This window comes from Actinomadura madurae (assembly GCF_047130825.1).
Lineage (GTDB): Bacteria > Actinomycetota > Actinomycetes > Streptosporangiales > Streptosporangiaceae > Spirillospora > Spirillospora madurae.
In genome coordinates, this window is the sequence record NZ_CP083237.1 from 6,882,551 (window position 1) to 6,898,991 (window position 16,441).

Consider the following 16,441-nt stretch of genomic DNA (forward strand, 5'->3'; position numbering starts at 1 on the left):
ATCCGGCGCGCCGTCGAGCGGGGACGCTAGTACACGCCGATGTCCCACGCGGCGATTTCGGAGGTGAATTGACCGGCCGGAACAAAGATCTACGCGAAGGGGAAGGAAAGTCCGGAGCCGCCGAATGGCATTAAGCTACGAAAAGGCATAAAGCGGGGGCGCCCCGTGGGACGCCCCCGCCGAAGGCCCGGTTCCCGGGCCGCCCGATGCTCCCGGCTACTCGGCGGAGCCGAGGCTGATGGCCTGGTCGACCTCGTCCTTGCGGGCCGCGACCTCGGCCGCGTAGCGCTCCTCGTCGACCTTCTCCGCGATCTCCTCGTCCTGCCTCATCAGCACCTCGAGGTCCGCCTTGGCGTTGTCGAGGACGCCCATGTCCTGGTACGCGGCCTGCACCTTGTCGCCCCACAGGCCGACGTCCCGGACGCAGGGCACGATCCGGCTGAACAGCAGCGACTGGTAGAGGGTGTACATGTCGGAGTTGTCGACATATTCCATGCACCGGTCCACCGGCATGTCGAGCTGCTCGAAGATCTCGCGGCCCTTGAAACGGTCGCGCATCAGATAGCAGCCCTCGACGACGAACTCCTCGCGCTCGGCTCGCTCCTTGTCGGTCAGCTCGGCGTAGTAGTCCTTGAGCGCGAGCCGCCCGAACGCCACGTGCCGCGCCTCGTCCTGCATGACATAGGCGAGCAGCTGCTTCACCAGCGGGTTCGTCGACATGTCGCGGTAGAGCCCGAACGCGGCGAGCGCGAGGCCCTCGATGAGCACCTGCATGCCGAGGTAGGGCAGGTCCCAGCGGCTGTCCTCCAGCGACTCGGCGAGCAGCTTCGCCAGGTCCTGGTTGATCGGGTAGTACATGCCGATCTTCTCGTGCACGAACCTCGTGTACAGCTCGACGTGCCGCGCCTCGTCCATGGTCTGCGTGGCGGCGTAGAACTTCGAGTCCAGGTCGGGGACGGACTGCACGATGCGGGCCGACACGTTCAGCGCGCCCTGCTCGCCGTGCAGGAACTGGCTGAACAGCCATGAACCCTGGTGCCGGCCGAACTCGTCCCGCTCCTTCTGCGACATCTTCTCCCAGATGTCGGAGCCGAACAGCGGGTTGAAGTTCTCCGGCAGCCCGGCGACGTTCACCGGATCGACCTCAAGGTCCCAGTCGATGCGCTTCTGCGCGTCCCACTGCTTGTCCTTGCCCTTCTGGTACAGGTTCAGCAGCCGGTCGCGCCCCTCGTCGTACTCCCAGGTGAAGCGGGTGTCGCCCGCCATCGGTACGTTCCACGTCTCGGTCGGCACCGGCGTGGTGTAGAGGTCGTAGGAACTCACGGGGGATCCTCCTCCGGGCAGGACGCCGCGCGATCGCGACGCGGGTGTGCTCCGCCCACGGCTTTACATACCTTCGTAACATGTAAAGCGCGCGGAGGCCAGGGCGTCGCGGGAACGCGCATCGCCCGGAGGCGGGCGCCGGCGCGGCCGGGAGGGCGCCGGCGCGGCCGGGAGGGCGTCAGGGCGACCGGGAGGGCGTCAGCGCGACTGGAGGGCGTCCAGGCCGACCGCCTGCGCGATGACCAGGCGGCGGTCGAGCCGCGGGTCGTTGATCTCGACGACGTAGCGGTCGCGGAACCCGAACTTCTTGTCGACGGAGAAGACCACCTGGTCACCGGCGTAGAAGTCGAAGTGGTACGGCCAGGCGAACGGAAGGCTCTCCACGTACGGGATGATCTGCCAGACGCGCCGCAGCACCGCGACGACCTTGTTGCGCTCGCTGCCGGTCGTCACGCCGAGGCCCGGCTGCTCCAGGTGCCAGGTCGAGGCGAGCAGCGACTTCTTGAAGTCCTTGCGGAAGACGCCGATCGCCTGCCCGTGCGCGTCGGTGACGTCGTACGCCGACGCGAGGTCGATGCGCTTGCGCGCCTTGAACCCGAGGATCGGGCGCGTCTTGGTGTCGTCGGAGTACAGGGTGACCTGTTCCTTGAACGCCAGCCGCTTCTGCTGCGCGAAGGCGAGCAGCTCGCCCTCCTGGCCGCCGCTGCCCTCGGCGTGCACCTCGTACTGGTTCACCATCAGGCGCACCCGCTGCCGGATCAGCAGCTTGCGCTGCGCCTGCAGTCTCTCTTCGTCCAGCGAACTCACCCGTTCTATTGCGTTTTGCCGAGGGAGTCTGCCACAGCGACCCAGCTTCATGCGGCGTTTGCGCGGGCGCGCCGGGCCGGGCCGCGGCGCCCGGGGCACGCCCGCCGCCGCGGGGGTCGCTCAGGACTCCTGGATGTGCGCGGCCAGGTACCCGTGGATCAGCCGTTCCGCCTCGGCGACGATCTCGGGATCGCCGTCCGGGCTGCGGCGGAACGCCATCTTCAGCACGGCGTCGCCGGCCTCGACCGCGATGGCGAGCGCGGTGGCGAGACCGGGGGTGTCCTGAACGCCGAAGGTGTCCACCACCAGCCTGCGGAGCCGGTCGGCGACCACCGCGTTGTTGTCGGCCTCGGAGTCGAGCAGGTTGACGTCCGCGACGTCGCCGAAGCGCAGCACCCGGAAGCCGGGCACGGTCCGGTGCATCTCCACGAAGATCTCGATGATCGCGCCGACCGTGTCGGACCAGTCGCCGAACTCGCCGGCGGCCAGCCGCGCGGCGACCCGGTCGCCGAACTCCTCCAGGTTGCGCAGGGCGAGCGCCTGCGCGACGGCGCGCTTGTCGGGGAAGAACTGGTAGACCGACCCGATCGCCACCTCGGCCCGCTGCGCGATGCGCGTCGTGGTGAGGCCGTCGTAGCCGTCCTCGTCCAGGATGGCCGCGCAGGCGTCGAGCATCCGCTGGACGCGTTCGGCGCTGCGGCGCTGGGCGGGACGGCGGCGGAGCGGGGTGCGGATCTCGGTCACGTTGCCATTGTCCCCCGAACGCACCGGTGCCCGGCATGCTCGGCCCGCCCTTCACCACCCGCGGGTCACGGGAGTCTTCCGCGCGCACCACCCCCGCACTAATATCCGAAGGCTATTCGCATTTCGCCGAGGCATGCAGGGGAGGGAAACGCGATGGGGCTTCCGGAACGCTTCCGCTGGGGCGTCGCCACCGCCGCCTACCAGATCGAGGGCGCGGCCGGCGAGGACGGGCGGGGACCGTCCACCTGGGACGTCTTCTCCCACACCCCCGGACGCGTCAGGGACGGCCACACCGGCGACGTCGCCTGCGACCACTACCACCGCTGGCCCGAGGACATCGCGCTGATGGCGGGGCTCGGCGTCGACGCGTACCGGTTCTCGATCGCGTGGCCCCGCGTGCAGCCCGCCGGGAGGGGACCGGTCAACCCGAAGGGCCTCGACTTCTACGACCGCCTGGTGGACGGGCTGCTCGCCGCGGGCATCTCCCCCGTCGCCACCCTCTACCACTGGGACCTCCCGCAGCCGCTCGAAGACGCCGGCGGCTGGATGGAACGCGACACCGCCTACCGGTTCGCCGAATTCTCCTACCTGGCGGCGACGCGGCTCGCGGACCGCGTGGACATGTGGATAACCCTGAACGAGCCCGTGGTCGTCACGGCCTACGGGTACGCGTTCGGCGTCTACGCTCCGGGCCGGACGCTCATGCTGGACGCGCTCCCCACCGCGCACCACCAGCTCCTCGGCCACGGCCTCGCCATCCAGACCCTGCGCAGCCGCGGCGCCCGCAAGATCGGGCTGACGAACCACTACTCCCCGGCCTGGGCGGCGACCCCCGAAGACCGGCCCGCCGCGGACGCCTTCGACGGGTTCATGAACCGGCTGTTCACCGACCCCGTCCTGCTGGGCCGCTACCCGGACCCGATGGCGGACGCGCCGTTCGTCCGTCCCGAGGACATGGCGCTCATCTCCGCGCCCATCGACTTCCTGGGCGTGAACTACTACCACCCGACACGGGTGAGGACGCCCGCGGAGGGGCCGCTGCCCTTCGACCTGGCCGACATCACCGAGTACCCGGTGACCGGGATGGGCTGGCCGATCGTCCCGGACGCGTTCCTGGAACTGCTCCGCACGCTCGACTCGCGCTACGACCTGCCGCCGCTCTACATCACCGAGAACGGCTGCTCGTTCCCCGACGAGCCCGGCCCGGACGGCGCCGTGGACGACACGTCCCGCATCGAGTTCCTGGATGCCCACATCACCGCCATGCGCACCGCCATCGATGAGGGCGTCGACATCCGCGGCTACTTCGCCTGGTCGCTCCTGGACAACTTCGAATGGGCGGAGGGCTACCACCCGCGCTTCGGGCTCGTCCACGTCGACTACGAGACGCAGAAGCGCACGCCGAAGAAGTCCTACGGCTGGTACCGCGACCTCATCGCCTCGTCCCGGAACCCGGGGTGACCACCGCGCGACCGTCCGGGACGCGGCGTGGATAGTCTGCCCTTTCCGGATCGTCGTGGAGGTGGTGAATGCCGGAGACCCGTCCGCTGCGCGCGACCGATCCCCGCGAACTCGGCGGATACCGGCTGACGGCCCGGATCGGGGAGGGCGCGCAGGGGGTCGTCTTCCTCGGCGAGTCGGACGCGGGGGAGCGGGTCGCGGTGAAGATCCTGCACGCCGACGTCGGACGGGACGAGCGGGCCCGCACCCTCTTCGAGCGCGAGCTGGCCGCCGCCCGGCGCGTCGCCCCGTTCTGCACGGCCCGCGTCCTCGCGGCCGAGGCGGACGGCGACATCCCCTACATCGTCAGCGAGTACATCGACGGGCCGTCGCTGCGCGACCGGATCGCGGCCGGCGGCCCGGCGCCCCCGGACGAACTGGTGCGGCTCGCCGTCGGCACCGCCACCGCGCTGGCCGCGATCCACGAGGCGGGCGTCGTGCACCGCGACCTCAAGCCCGCCAACGTGCTGCTCGGGCCGGACGGCCCGAAGGTCATCGACTTCGGCATCGCCCGGCCGCTGGAGGCCACGTCCGCCACCCTGACCGGCGCCGTCGGCACGCCCGCCTACATGGCGCCGGAGCAGGTGGCGGGGTCCACCGGCGGGGCGCCCCTGGACATGTTCGCCTGGGGCTGCACGATGGCGTTCGCCGCCAACGGCGTCCCGCCCTTCGGCGGCGCCTCGGTGCCGGTCATCATGCAGCAGGTCCTGTACGGGGAACCGGACCTCGGCGCGCTGACCGGGGACCTGCGCGCGCTCGTCGCGTCCTGCCTGGCCAAGGACCCGGCGGGACGCCCGACCGCGGTCCAGGTGCTGCAGCGGCTGCTCGGCCTCGGCGCGGACGCGAACCTGCTCGCGGAGGGCACGTCGGCCGCCGCGCGCCCGGCACCGGACGCCACGGTGCCCGGCGCGCCCTCGGCCACGGCGCCCGGCGCGCCCTCGGCCACGGCGCCCGCCGCGCCGTCCGCCGCCGCGCCGTCCGCCGCCGCGCCGTCCGCCGCCTCGACGTCCGCACCCTCGCCGCCGTTCCCCGCGCCGGGGTTCCCGCCCGGACCGCCCCCGCCGCCACCGGGCTTCCCGCAGCCGGGCGGCCCGCCGCCGGGCCGGGGCGGCGCCGCCCGCCCGCTGCTGATCGCCGGGGCGGCCGCCGCCACCGTCGTGGTCCTGGCCGGCGCGCTCGTCACCGCCGTCCTGCTCTCGGACGGCGACGAGGAGAGGGCGGAGGGCGGGACCGGCACCCGGACGCCGGTGGCGGGATCGGGGTCGTCCGGCCCGTGCCGGTACCTCCCGGCGACCACCGAGAAGATCAAGCAGTCCGGGACCCCGCCCGCCACCCCGCCCGCGCAGAGCCCGTCCCGCGCCGACATCCGCACCGACCTCGGCACGATCGCGGTGGAGCTGGACCCCGGGAAGGCGCCGTGCACGGTCAACTCCCTCGCCTACCTCGCGGGCCGGAAGTTCTTCGACGGCTCCCGATGCCACCGGCTCACGACGGACTCGTCCCTCAAGATCCTCCAGTGCGGCGATCCGAGCGGGTCGGGAACGGGCGGCCCGTCCTACCGGTTCGGCGACGAGAGCCTGTCCTCCGCGAGGTACACGCGGGGGACCGTGGCCATGGCCAACGCGGGGCCGGGCACCAACGGCAGCCAGTTCTTCATCCTCTACGCGGACGCCGAGAGGCTGCCGGCCAGCTACACGGTCTTCGGGCGGGTCACCTCCGGCATGGACGTCATCGACAAGGTGGCCAAGGAGGGCGTGGAGAACGGCACCACGGACGGCGAACCGAAGCAGCGGCTCACCATCACCGAACTCCGCACGACCTAGCCCGGCCGGGAGAAGGAATGCTGGTCGATCACTTCCCGCTCGTCGGACTACGGCTGAGGACGCCCCGGCTGGAGCTGCGGCTCCCGTCTCCTGAAGAACTCGGGGCCCTGGCCGACGTCGCGGCCGAGGGGGTCCATCCGCCCGAGACGATGCCGTTCGCGGTGCCGTGGACGGATCGCCCGCCCGCCGAGGTGGCGCGCGGCGTCGTCCAGCACCACTGGCAGATGCTCGCGGAGTGGACGCCGGAGTCGTGGGAGCTCGACCTCACCGTCTTCCACGCGGGCGAGGTCGCCGGGCAGCAGACGCTCCGGGGACGTGACCTGGCCGTCCTCCGCCAGGTCGAGACGGGTTCGTGGCTCGGTCGCCGCCACCAGGGGCAGGGGATCGGCACGGAGATGAGGGCCGCCGTCCTGCACCTGGCGTTCTCCGGGCTGGGCGCCGACGAGGCGCTGTCGTCCGCGTTCGACACCAGCCACGCGTCGCAGGCCGTGTCGCGCAAGCTCGGTTACCAGGCCAACGGGATCGACCGCCGCGTCGTCCGCGGCGAACTGAGGATCGATCACCGCATGCGGCTCACCCGGGAGGACTGGGAACGACACCGCACCGTCCCCGTCACCGTGGAGGGGCTCGCCCCGTGCCTCCCGATGTTCGGGCTCCCGGAATCAGGCGCCGAGGACGCCTAGAGGGTCGGCCAGCAGCGCGGCGAAGCCCAGCTCGGCGGCGCCGACCAGGGTGGACTCGTAGCCGAGCGCGGCGGTGCGGAGCTCGACGTGCTCCCGGGAGACGGGCAGGCCGCTCGCCGCCACGCGGGCGCGGACCTGGGACGCCGCGCCCCGGTAGATCTCCTGCAGCATGCCGCCGAAGACGACGACGCCCGGGTTGAACAGGTTGATCAGGTTGGTGACGCCGATGCCGAGCCAGTCGCCGACCCGCTCCAGGGCCCGCCGGGCGGCCTCGTCCCCGGCCTCCGCCGCGTCCACCACGGCCCGCACCCCCTCCCGGCCGACCGGGCCGCCGGCGCGCCCGGCCGCCTCCAGCAGCGCCGCCTCGCCCACCTCCGCCTCCAGGCAGCCGCGCGAGCCGCAGTTGCAGGGGCGCCCGCCGTACGGATTGACGATCATGTGGCCGAGCTCGGCGGCGTAGCCGTCGTCGCCGTGCAGCGGCTTGCCGCCGACGATGATGCCGCCGCCGACGCCGATGTCCCCATGCAGGTAGACGAGGTTCCTGCCGCCCGCGCCCGCGCCGCGTTCGAGCTCGGCGAACGCGCCCAGATGCGCCTCGTTGCCGACCTGCACGGGCAGGTCCAGGCCCAGCCGCTCGCCGAGGGCCGGGCCGAAGTCGAGATCCGTCCACCCCCGGGTGGGCACCAGCCGGACCTTCCCGTCGGCCGCCCTGATCAGGCCGCAGAACGACGCGCCGACCCCCGCGCACGCCGCGTCCGGCGGGGCGGCGGCCACGAGCGCGCGCCCGAACCCGGCGAGGACGGCGACCACGTCCTCCAGGTCGTCCCGACCGCGGCGCCGGAACGCCTCCCTGCGCTCCAGGACCGTCCCGCCGAGCCCGACCCTGGCGGCGACCAGCCGGTCCATCGCGACGTCGAAGGCGAGGACGTACGCCCGGCCGGGCTCGGGGCGGACGACGAGCGACGGCCGCCCGGACCGCCCCGTCGCCGCGGACGGCTCCTCCCGCACCAGGCCCGCGTCCGCGAGCTTCGCGATCAGCGTCAGGATCGTGCTCCGGTTCACGCCCATCCGGGCGGCGAGCTCGGTGCGCGACACCGCCCCGTCCCGATGCACCTCGCGCAGGAGGATGCCCATGGTGCGCCGCCGCGTCGCGGGGGAGACCCGCCCGGTGCCGCCGGTGCCCGGCAGGAGCGAGGACGACATGGCTCCTCCTCACGATGCGCTGCCGCCAAATTACCGAAGCCCTCGTGGTGCGTCAGTCCTCCCCGGCGTAGCGGGCGGCCAGTTCCGTGCCGATGCGCGCCAGCTCGTCGCGGACGGAGGGCGGTTCCAGGACGTCGATGCGCCCGCCCCAGCCCGCGAGGTCGCGGGCGATGTCCAGCGGGGTCGGCGCGCCCACCCGGACCCGCACGCGTCCCTGCCCGGCGGTGCCCTCGGTGCGGCAGTGCCGTCCGAACCGCTCGCGCAGCACGAACACGAACCGCTCCTCGATGAGCACGGTCGCCCAGGTGCGGGAGCGGCGCCGTTCGATCTCCTCGACGGTCTCCTCCCAGGCGGCGGCGAGCGTGAAGCCGTCCGGGCGTGCGGCGCGCGCGTCCGTCGGCTCGGCCCGCTCGATGCGGTCGACGCGGAAGGTGCGGCGCCCGTGCGCGGTCCCGGCGAGGAGGTACCAGACGTCGTCCTTGTCGATCAGGCCCCACGGGTCGACCAGCCGCTCCGTCCGCTCGCGGGTGCGGCCGGCGTAGGTCAGGCGGACCTTGCGGCGGCGGACCACGGCGTCCTGGAGCACGCCGACCAGGGCGGGGCGGGGCCGGTCGTGCCCGCCCCACCGGGTGGGGTCGACCATCGTCGCGGCGGTCGCGGCCTCGGCGTCCGCCCGGAACGTGCTGGGCAGGGCCCGGACGAGCTTGCGCAGCGCCGCCTTCGCCTCGGCCGACACGCCCGCCGCGGGACCGGCGAGCAGGAACAGCGCCTGCGCCTCCACCGCCGTGAGCCCGCTGAGATCGGTGCGGGCGCCGCCGACGAGCGACCAGCCCCCGCCGCGTCCGGGCCGCGGGTAGACGGGGACGCCCGCGGCCGACAACGCCTCCAGATCGCGGCGGGCGGTGGCGACGGACACCTCCAGCTCGGCGGCCAGCTCGGCCGCCGTCACCCGGCCCCGGCTCTGCATCAGCAGCAGGGCGGCCACGAGGCGGTCGGCGCGCATGGTCCACATTCTCCCTCAAAGTGCTCAGAAGGCGAGCACTTTGAGGGAGAGCATGGAGGTATCGACACCGAGGGGGACCAGCGATGATGCACTTCCAGGACGCGGCGGCATGGGAGGCGTGGCTCGCCGCGCACCACGCGTCGGCGGACGGCGTCTGGCTCAAGATCGCGAAGAAGGGCGCGCCCGTCACGGCCCTGAGAATCGGTGAGGCGCTGGAGGTCGCGCTGTGCCACGGGTGGATCGACAGCCACCGCAGGGCCCTCGACGAGCACTTCTACCTCCAGCGGTACTCGCGCCGCCGCGCCGGCAGCCCGTGGTCGCGGATCAACGTGGAGCGGGCGGAGGCGCTGGTCGCCGCCGGGCGGATGCGCCCGGCCGGCATGGCGGAGATCGAGGCCGCCCGCGCCGACGGCCGCTGGGACGCCGCCTACGCCGCGCAGCGCGACGTCACCGTGCCGCCAGACCTGGCCGCCGCGCTCGACGCCGACCCCCGGGCGGCGGCCGGCTTCGCGGCGCTCGGCAAGACCGGCCGCTACCTGGCGATCCTCCCGCTGCTCAAGGCCCGGACCCCGGCCGGACGCGCGGCGAGGCTGGCCAGGACGCTCGCCCGCCTGGCCGCTCACTCCCCGTCGTAGACGAGCAGGCCGTCCTCCCGCAGCCGCGCCCCCGGCGTGGGCGGATGCTCGGTGAGGCGGCCGTCGTGGGCGAGATGCAGCACCGCCCGGCCGCGGGCCAGCACCGCGAAGTCGGCGATGAGGCGGCGGTGGCAGCGCCACCACACCGACTCGCTGCACATCACCGCCGTGCGGCGGCCTTCGGCTTCCTGGAGGAGGTCGTCCATGGCGGCCAGGAACTCGCGGCTGCGGGTGTGCCCGGCGTAGCCGCGGAAGGAGTCGTTGCGCCAGAAGGTGTCGGGCGCGTCCGGCTCAGGCCGCCGGAAGCCGCCGAGCCGCCTCTCCCACCGGTAGCCGACTCCTTCGGCGGGCAGCCACGCCCGAAGGGCGTCGCGGTGGACGTCCGGGTTGCGCCGGCTGCCGGGCGCGGTGCGCACGTCCACCACCGACCGGACCTCCGCGTCGCGCAGGAGCCGGGCGAGGTCCTCGCGCCCGGCCCTGCCGTGGCCGAACGTCAGCAGCGCCTCCACCCGGCCACGCTTCCCGCTCGGCGCCGGGGTTATGCGGCGGCGAGGCGGTAGGTGGTGCCGCTGCTGCCCTGCACCCAGGCGTCCGGGAGCGCGGCGGCCAGGGCGTGCTGGGCCCGCCAGCCGGTGCAGTGGCCCGGGACGACGAGGCCCGGCGCCAGCTCGGTCAGCGCGGCGACCGTGGGCGGGATGACCGGCTCGAAGGCCGGACCGCCCAGGTGGAGCCCGCCGACGAGCGCGTGCAGCCGGTCGACGCCCGTCAGCCGCCGCGCGTGCCGGACGATGTTGACCGCTCCCGCGTGCCCGCACCCCGTCAGCACGACGAGTCCCCGGCCGCGGACGTGCACGACGAGGGCCTGGTCGTCGATCACCAGCGGGTCGTGCTCCCAGCCGGAGCCGGTCCAGGCCTGGTGCGGGGGCGGCATGCCGTGCTCGAACTCGGTCGTGCGGTCCACCTCGCCGGTGATCAGGACGCCGCCGTCCAGGAGGAGGGACGGCTCGCGGCGCTCGATGACCTCGAAGCCCTCGCCGTCCAAGGCCTTCCTGCTGAGCGTCGGCAGCTCCTCCACGGGCTCGCCGGGGACGGCGAGCCGGCGCTTCGTCCACACCCGCGGGTGCAGCACCATCGGCAGCGACCGGACGCCGCGCCGTCCCGCCAGGCCGGCCAGCCCCCCGGCGTGGTCGAAGTGGCCGTGGCTGAGCACGACGGCCTGGACGTCGCCGAGGTCGACGCCGAGCCGGGCGGCGTTGGTGACCATCGCGTCCGGCGACAGGCCGGTGTCGAACAGCAGCCTGGTGGAGCGGCCGGCCCGGCGCACCGTGACCAGCGCGGAGAACCCGTGCTCGGCGATCATCCCGGTGGGGGTGCGGCCCTCCTCGAACTGCGGCGCCGTCACCATCCCGGCGCCGAACCCGGCCCGGCGGGTCCGCTCGTCGCTGCCGAGCAGCGCGTCGTAGACGTTGTCCACCAGGGTGAGGATCTCGACCTCGTCCACCGGCTCCAGCGCGACGGGATCGACCGCCGCCCCGCGCACCGGACGCGGCATCGACGCCCGCGCCTCCCCCGCTCCACCCGTTGTCTCGCACATGGTGGCAGCCTAACCCGGCCGCCGTAGACTGGATGATCATGATTTGCACCGGTGAGGAGACCGGCCGTGGGTGACGCGATGACGGGTCCGCGGGACGCCGAGCCGGTTCCCGGCGTGGACACCGGCACGCCGAGCGCGGCCCGGATGTACGACTACTTCCTCGGCGGCAAGGACAACTACGCCTCCGACCGCACCGCGGGCGCTGGTCGCCACCGACGAGCGCACCGCCATCGTCCAGGCCGACGCGCGTGATCCGGAAACGGTGCTGGGGCACCCGGAGGTCGACCGGCTGATCGATTTCGAGCGCCCGGTGTGCGTGCTGTTCGTCGCCGTCCTGCACTTCCTGCCGGACGAGGGCGACCCGGGGGCGCTCGTCCGGCGCTTCGCCGACCCGCTGCCGGCCGGCGGCCACGTCATCCTCTCCCACGCGGCGGCGGAGGAGCGGCGCAACGAGCAGGTCGGCGAGACCTACCGCTCGGAGTCGGCGAGCGCTCCCCTGGTGGCCCGCACCCGCGACCAGGTGACCGCCCTCCTGGACGGCCTCACCATCGTCGAGCCGGGCGTCGTCCGCCTCCACGAATGGCGCCCGCACGGCGGCGAGTACATCAGCGACGCCGGCTGGACGGCCGTGGCCCGCAAGCCCGGCTGACGGACGGCCCGGCTCAGCCGAAGCGGGCGAGGAGTTCGCCGGACGGCCCCTGGAAGCGCATCACGAGGATGTCGTGGACGGAGACCGGCACCGTCCGTCCGAACGAACCCTGCGCGTCCTCGACGTTCATGCTGCCCAGCGCGACGTTGCGGCCCTCGCGGGTGGTCAGGGAGACCTGGTAGGCGCCCGGCGAGCGCGCGGCGGTCATCGTGACGAACAGCCAGGCGGGCGAGCCCTGGTAGGCGAACACGTAGCCCGCGGGCTCCGCGCCGCCGGCGCCGCCCGCGTCGACGGGAACCGTCCGCAGGTACCGGCCGTGGGCGACGGAGAGCGTCTGGCGGTAGCTGTCGGCGAGGTTCCGGTCGCTCTCGGTCCGCTGCCAGACCGCACCGCCGGACGCCCCGGCGATGACCAGGGCGGACGCGGCCAGCACGAGGGCGTTGCGCAGGCGCCGGGGCCGCCGTCGGCGCAGCATGGGCGCGAGCGCGGCGGCCTCGAACCCGGCGGGCGGCTGCCGCTCCGGGACGAGCCGGAGCAGCTCGTCGACGAGCGCCGTCTGGGCCTCCAGCTCGCGGTGGCACCGGCCGCATCCGGCGATGTGGCGCAGCGCCCGCGCGCGTTCCTCGGCCGGCGCGACGCCCGCCGCGAGCTCGGGCAGGAGGCGCCTCGTCTCGGCGCAGGCGGGACTGTCAGTCATGGGTCACCCCCAGCGCCTCGCGGAGTCTGGCGAGCCCCCGGCGGAGCCGGGTCTTCGCCGTCCCCAAGGGTATGTGCTCGCGCTCGGCGATCTCGCCGGCCGTCAGCCCGTAGTACACCGACAGCACGATGGGCACGCTCTGCTCGGGCGGGAGGGCCCGCAGGGCCTCGCGCAGCTCCTCGGCGTCCTCATAGCTCGTGGTGGCGACCGCCCGCTCGCCGCCGGTGAGCGTGTTGAGCAGGATGTGCGGGTCGACGGGCCGGTCGCCGCGCAGGCGCATCGCGTCCACGGCAAGGTTCCGGGTGATGGTCAGCAGCCAGGTGACGGCACGGCCCTTGCGGGGGTCGTAGGCGCCCGCGTGCCGCCAGGCGCGCAGGAACGCCTCCTGCGCCACCTCCTCCGCTATCGCCGAGGATCCGACCAGCGCGTACGCCAGTCCGTAGACGCGGGCCTGGTACCGCCGGACGAAGACGGCCGCCGTCTCGGCATCGCCCGCGGCCATGCCGGTGAGCAGCGACTCATCGGAAAGATCCCACATGTGCAATACGGGCGCGAGGGCCAAAAGGGTTCACAAAACGGCGAATCTCTTCCGCGCGCCTCGCCGTATTACCGCCGATATGGAATCCGGAGGCGAGGAGCGACTCGTGAGAACGAAGATCCTGATGGCCGGCGTCGCCGCCGCGGTGCTCGGGCTGAGCGCGTGCGGCGGGAGTCCGGAGACGGGCCTGGAGGCCGCGGGCGGGGGCGGCGGCGGTCCGTCGGCGAAGATCGAGGCGCCGGCGGCGGGCGCGGACGTGCGGGCGCCGGTGACGCTGGAGTTCAGCAGCAGCGAGGAGATCGGCCCCGAGGAGTCCGGCAAGGACCACGTCCACGTCATCATCGACGGCGAGACCGACGACTACACGGTCGTGACGTCCTCGCCGTACCAGATCGAGGACCTGCCCGCCGGACGCCACACCATCGGCGTGACGCTCCAGCACGCCGACCACTCCTCGGTGGGGGCGAGCGCCGAGGTCGAGGTGAACGTCACGAGCGGCGGTTCCGGCGGAGGAGGCTCGGGCGGCGGCGGCGTCTATGACTACTAGGCCGCAGGACACGCGCGCACTGGGGACGCGCCGGCGTGCAACGGTGGAGCGGTACACCCGGCCCGTGCGGTGGTTCCACGCGGGCGTCTACCTCGGGGTCTTCCTGCTGCTGGCGACCGGCTGGTGGCTGCTCCTCGGGCATGAGGGCCGGCCGAGCCCGGCGGCCAGGCTGTTCCACACGCCGGACACCACCCTCCACAAGGACGCGGGATGGGCGCTGGCGGGCTTCATCGCCGCCGGTCTCGTCCTGGGGATCCGTGCGGTGCGCACGTTCGCGGTGGAGTCGCTGCGGTTCCGCCGGGAGGACGCGCGATGGCTTCTCAGATGGCCCGCGGCGGCCTGGACCGGACGGTTCGCCCGGCATGACGGCCACTTCGACCCGGGTCAGCGAATCGCCAACGTCCTCCTCGTGGCCGGCCTGCTCGTCCTGATCGGGACCGGTGCGGGGATGGCGACGCTGCACGGCGGTCCCGTGTTCGCCGTGCTGGTCCGCGTCCACAGATGGGCGACGTACGCCTGCACGGTGCTCATCGCGGGCCACGTCCTCGTCGCCTCCGGCGTCCTCCCCGGGTACCGCGGCGTGTGGCGGTCGATGCACCTCGGGGGCCGGCTGGACGCGCGGGTGGCCGGGCGGCTCTGGCCGGGCTGGCTCGAACGCACGCGGGGCCGCCGGCGGGACCGGCCGTGAGCTGCCCGTCGCGGACGGACGCCGGGGCCTACGTCCTCGGCGTCCTGCCGCCCGGCGACCGGTCGCGCATGCGCGCCCACCTGGAGGGCTGCGCGCCGTGCCGGGCCGAGATCGCGGATCTCGCCCCGGTCGCCGGCCTGCTCCGGAGCCTGGTCCTCCGGGGGAGCCGGCCGGCCGGACGCGCCGTCGGCGGGGCGGTCAGGGGCGGAGGGCCTTGTGCTCGTCGTCCTCGGCCCGGGCCGGCGGGGAGGCCAGGTCGCGGCGGAAGCGGGTGTTGAGGGCGATGCGCACGCGGCCGAGGCGGGTGCGGGCCTCCGGCGGGCTCACGCCCTCCGTCTCGGGACGGCCGAGGGCCACCGCGGCGGGCGGGCGGGGGTCGGTCACGGGGGCCAGGCCCTCCTCGCTCGCGGGCCGCTCGACCTCGATGTACTCGCCGCTCGGGAGACGCCGGATGATGCCGGTCTCCAGGCCGTGGTGGGCGAGCGCGGCGTCGCGGTGCTGGAGGCCGAGGCAGATCCGGTACGCGACGATGTAGGCGAGCACGGGCCCGAGGATGATGGCGCAGCGGAAGAACCAGGTCGTCCAGAACAGCGGGATGTCGAAGCGGTCGGCGATCACGTCGTTGCCGCCGGCCGCCCAGAGGACCCCGTAGAAGACGACGCCGGCGCTGCCGATGCCCGTCCGGGCGGGGACGTCGCGGGGACGGTCGAGCAGGTGGTGGACGCGGTGGTCGCCCGTGACCCACCGCTCGGCGAACGGGTACACGGCGAGGCCGGTGAACAGCACGCCCGGCACGACGAGCGCGGGGACGAGGACGCTCAGCGGCAGCGTGTGGCCCCAGGCGCTGATCTCCCAGGCGGGCATCATCCGCAGCGCGCCCTCCAGCCAGCCCATGTACCAGTCGGGCTGCGAGCCGGAGCTGATCGCGCCCGGGTCGTACGGGCCGAACAGCCAGATCGGGTTGATCTGGAAGAACGTCGCCAGCAGCGCGGTCGCCGCGAACACCCACAGGAAGAACGCGGTCGTCTTGGCGATGAAGACGGGGAAGAACGGGTAGCCGCGGACGGTCGTGTTCGAGCTGCCCTTCCCCGGGAACTGGGTGTGCGTCTGCCGCCACGTGAGGACGATCGCGTGCAGCGGGATCAGCGCCGCGAGGATGCCCGGGATCAGCAGGATGTGGATGACGTAGAGCCGCGGGATGATCTCCGTCCCCGGGAACTCGCCGCCGAACAGGAACATCACCGCGTACGAGCCGACGAGCGGGATCGAGGCGATGACGCCTTCGAGGATGCGGATGCCGGTGCCCGACAGCAGGTCGTCCGGCAGCGAGTAGCCGAACAGGCCGTTCACCATGACGAGCATGAACAGCACGATCCCGATGAGCCAGTTCAGCTCGCGGGGCTTGCGGAACGCGCCGGTGAAGAAGTTGCGCAGCAGGTGGATGGCGATCGCGGCCATGAACACGTTCGTCGCCCAGTGGTGGATCTGCCGCATGAGCAGCCCGCCGCGGACGTCGAAGCTGATGTGCAGCGTCGACGCGTACGCCTCGCTCATCCGGACGCCCTTGAGCGGCCCGTACGAGCCGTTGTAGACGACCTCGTTCTGGCTCGGGACGAAGAACAGCGTCAGGTAGACGCCCGTCAGCAGGACGATGACGAACGCGTACATGGCGATCTCGCCGAGCAGGAAGCTCCAGTGGTCGGGGAACGCCTTGCGCAGCGACTTGCGCGCGAACGCGGCGGCGCCGAACCGCTCGTCGACGGCCCGGCCCGCGGCGGCCAGGGATTCGGGAGGTACGCGGTCGGCGGGGTTGGCAGGCACGTGACCACCTCACGGAGTACTCGTCCGTCCCTTCACTGTCGCACCGGACGGGCGGTCAGGCCAGTGCGTCCGGGGAATGTGGAGGACCGTTCAACCACCCGGCCGGAGCCGGTCGTATATCGACCTAGACTTTGCGCCCGAGCACGCAACGGGTCATGATTTGCCCCACATAGGTCGCATAAGTAA

At 73.3% G+C, this 16,441-nt stretch carries 19 protein-coding genes; 9 read left to right on the forward strand and 10 right to left on the reverse strand.

All coding sequences use genetic code 11. From position 1 onward, the window contains the following. Positions 1–216 precede the first annotated feature (216 nt). From K8Z49_RS31540 to K8Z49_RS31550, 3 genes are all read right to left on the reverse strand, one after another. Entirely contained in the window at positions 217–1,323 is a 1,107-nt protein-coding gene (locus K8Z49_RS31540; protein WP_075021292.1) for a ferritin-like domain-containing protein, read from the reverse strand. Positions 1,324–1,521: 198 nt separating this feature from the next. Further along, on the reverse strand, positions 1,522–2,130 hold the full coding sequence (locus tag K8Z49_RS31545; RefSeq protein WP_021598905.1) for a hypothetical protein: 609 nt from the start codon (positions 2,128–2,130) through the stop codon (positions 1,522–1,524). Positions 2,131–2,250: 120 nt separating this feature from the next. Beyond that, positions 2,251–2,874, reverse strand: coding sequence for a TetR/AcrR family transcriptional regulator (locus K8Z49_RS31550; RefSeq protein ID WP_021598906.1), 624 nt, complete (start codon positions 2,872–2,874; stop codon positions 2,251–2,253). A 153-nt stretch (positions 2,875–3,027) separates the two neighbouring features. Between K8Z49_RS31550 and K8Z49_RS31555 the strand changes: the two genes are divergently transcribed. The 3 genes from K8Z49_RS31555 (at position 3,028) to K8Z49_RS31565 (ending at position 6,880) form a co-directional block, all read left to right on the forward strand. Further along, the gene (locus K8Z49_RS31555; protein ID WP_075021291.1) at positions 3,028–4,335 is read left to right on the forward strand and encodes a GH1 family beta-glucosidase; all 1,308 of its coding nucleotides are present in this window, start codon (positions 3,028–3,030) and stop codon (positions 4,333–4,335) included. Between the two features lie 68 nt (positions 4,336–4,403). Continuing rightward, positions 4,404–6,197 (forward strand): protein kinase domain-containing protein, encoded by a 1,794-nt coding sequence (locus tag K8Z49_RS31560; protein WP_412515913.1) that lies wholly within the window; start codon positions 4,404–4,406, stop codon positions 6,195–6,197. Between the two features lie 17 nt (positions 6,198–6,214). Further along, positions 6,215–6,880 (forward strand): GNAT family N-acetyltransferase, encoded by a 666-nt coding sequence (locus tag K8Z49_RS31565; RefSeq protein WP_412515914.1) that lies wholly within the window; start codon positions 6,215–6,217, stop codon positions 6,878–6,880. On the opposite strand, the gene K8Z49_RS31570 is transcribed toward K8Z49_RS31565, so the two are convergent. After that, positions 6,860–8,083 (reverse strand): ROK family transcriptional regulator, encoded by a 1,224-nt coding sequence (locus K8Z49_RS31570; RefSeq protein WP_021599947.1) that lies wholly within the window; start codon positions 8,081–8,083, stop codon positions 6,860–6,862. The two genes, K8Z49_RS31565 and K8Z49_RS31570, sit on opposite strands and share 21 nt — an antisense overlap. A gap of 52 nt (positions 8,084–8,135) precedes the next feature. Next, on the reverse strand, positions 8,136–9,086 hold the full coding sequence (locus tag K8Z49_RS31575; RefSeq protein ID WP_021599948.1) for a helix-turn-helix transcriptional regulator: 951 nt from the start codon (positions 9,084–9,086) through the stop codon (positions 8,136–8,138). An 83-nt stretch (positions 9,087–9,169) separates the two neighbouring features. Between K8Z49_RS31575 and K8Z49_RS31580 the strand changes: the two genes are divergently transcribed. Next, the gene (locus K8Z49_RS31580; protein WP_412515915.1) at positions 9,170–9,721 is read left to right on the forward strand and encodes a YdeI/OmpD-associated family protein; all 552 of its coding nucleotides are present in this window, start codon (positions 9,170–9,172) and stop codon (positions 9,719–9,721) included. Here the strand turns inward: K8Z49_RS31580 and K8Z49_RS31585 are convergent. Then, a complete protein-coding gene (locus K8Z49_RS31585) occupies positions 9,706–10,230 on the reverse strand; it encodes a DUF488 family protein (protein WP_021598646.1) in 525 nt (174 codons plus the stop codon). The genes K8Z49_RS31580 and K8Z49_RS31585 overlap by 16 nt on opposite strands. Before the next feature lie 29 nt (positions 10,231–10,259). Further along, complete coding sequence (locus K8Z49_RS31590) at positions 10,260–11,315, reverse strand: MBL fold metallo-hydrolase (protein ID WP_075021286.1); 1,056 nt, start codon at positions 11,313–11,315, stop codon at positions 10,260–10,262. Positions 11,316–11,381: 66 nt separating this feature from the next. Here K8Z49_RS31590 and K8Z49_RS31595 point away from each other — a divergent pair, with 66 nt between their 5' ends. Both K8Z49_RS31595 and K8Z49_RS31600 read left to right on the forward strand, forming a co-directional pair. Then, positions 11,382–11,567 carry an SAM-dependent methyltransferase gene (locus K8Z49_RS31595; RefSeq protein ID WP_412515916.1) on the forward strand — a complete coding sequence of 62 codons (186 nt, stop codon included), beginning with the start codon at positions 11,382–11,384 and terminating at the stop codon, positions 11,565–11,567. After that, on the forward strand, positions 11,545–11,964 hold the full coding sequence (locus tag K8Z49_RS31600) for an SAM-dependent methyltransferase (RefSeq protein ID WP_412521208.1): 420 nt from the start codon (positions 11,545–11,547) through the stop codon (positions 11,962–11,964). Before K8Z49_RS31595 ends, K8Z49_RS31600 begins: the two co-directional genes overlap by 23 nt. Positions 11,965–11,977: 13 nt before the next feature. On the opposite strand, the gene K8Z49_RS31605 is transcribed toward K8Z49_RS31600, so the two are convergent. After that, positions 11,978–12,661: an anti-sigma factor family protein gene (locus K8Z49_RS31605; RefSeq protein ID WP_250359550.1), complete on the reverse strand. Its 684-nt coding sequence runs from the start codon at positions 12,659–12,661 to the stop codon at positions 11,978–11,980. Next, positions 12,654–13,199, reverse strand: coding sequence for an RNA polymerase sigma factor (locus K8Z49_RS31610; protein WP_412515917.1), 546 nt, complete (start codon positions 13,197–13,199; stop codon positions 12,654–12,656). Before K8Z49_RS31610 ends, K8Z49_RS31605 begins: the two co-directional genes overlap by 8 nt. A gap of 106 nt (positions 13,200–13,305) precedes the next feature. On the opposite strand from K8Z49_RS31610, the gene K8Z49_RS31615 reads away from it, so the two are divergent. The 3 genes from K8Z49_RS31615 to K8Z49_RS31625 are packed head-to-tail and all read left to right on the forward strand — an operon-like array spanning position 13,306 to position 14,712. Then, the gene (locus K8Z49_RS31615; RefSeq protein WP_412515918.1) at positions 13,306–13,746 is read left to right on the forward strand and encodes a hypothetical protein; all 441 of its coding nucleotides are present in this window, start codon (positions 13,306–13,308) and stop codon (positions 13,744–13,746) included. Then, positions 13,736–14,434: a cytochrome b/b6 domain-containing protein gene (locus tag K8Z49_RS31620; protein ID WP_412515919.1), complete on the forward strand. Its 699-nt coding sequence runs from the start codon at positions 13,736–13,738 to the stop codon at positions 14,432–14,434. The genes K8Z49_RS31615 and K8Z49_RS31620 overlap by 11 nt, the downstream gene beginning before the upstream one ends. Then, entirely contained in the window at positions 14,431–14,712 is a 282-nt protein-coding gene (locus tag K8Z49_RS31625) for a zf-HC2 domain-containing protein (protein ID WP_146877543.1), read from the forward strand. The genes K8Z49_RS31620 and K8Z49_RS31625 overlap by 4 nt, the downstream gene beginning before the upstream one ends. Here K8Z49_RS31625 and K8Z49_RS31630 read toward each other — a convergent pair. Continuing rightward, positions 14,633–16,255, reverse strand: a complete 1,623-nt coding sequence (locus K8Z49_RS31630; RefSeq protein ID WP_021598643.1) for a cytochrome b — start codon at positions 16,253–16,255, stop codon at positions 14,633–14,635. The genes K8Z49_RS31625 and K8Z49_RS31630 overlap by 80 nt on opposite strands. Positions 16,256–16,441: the final 186 nt, after the last annotated feature.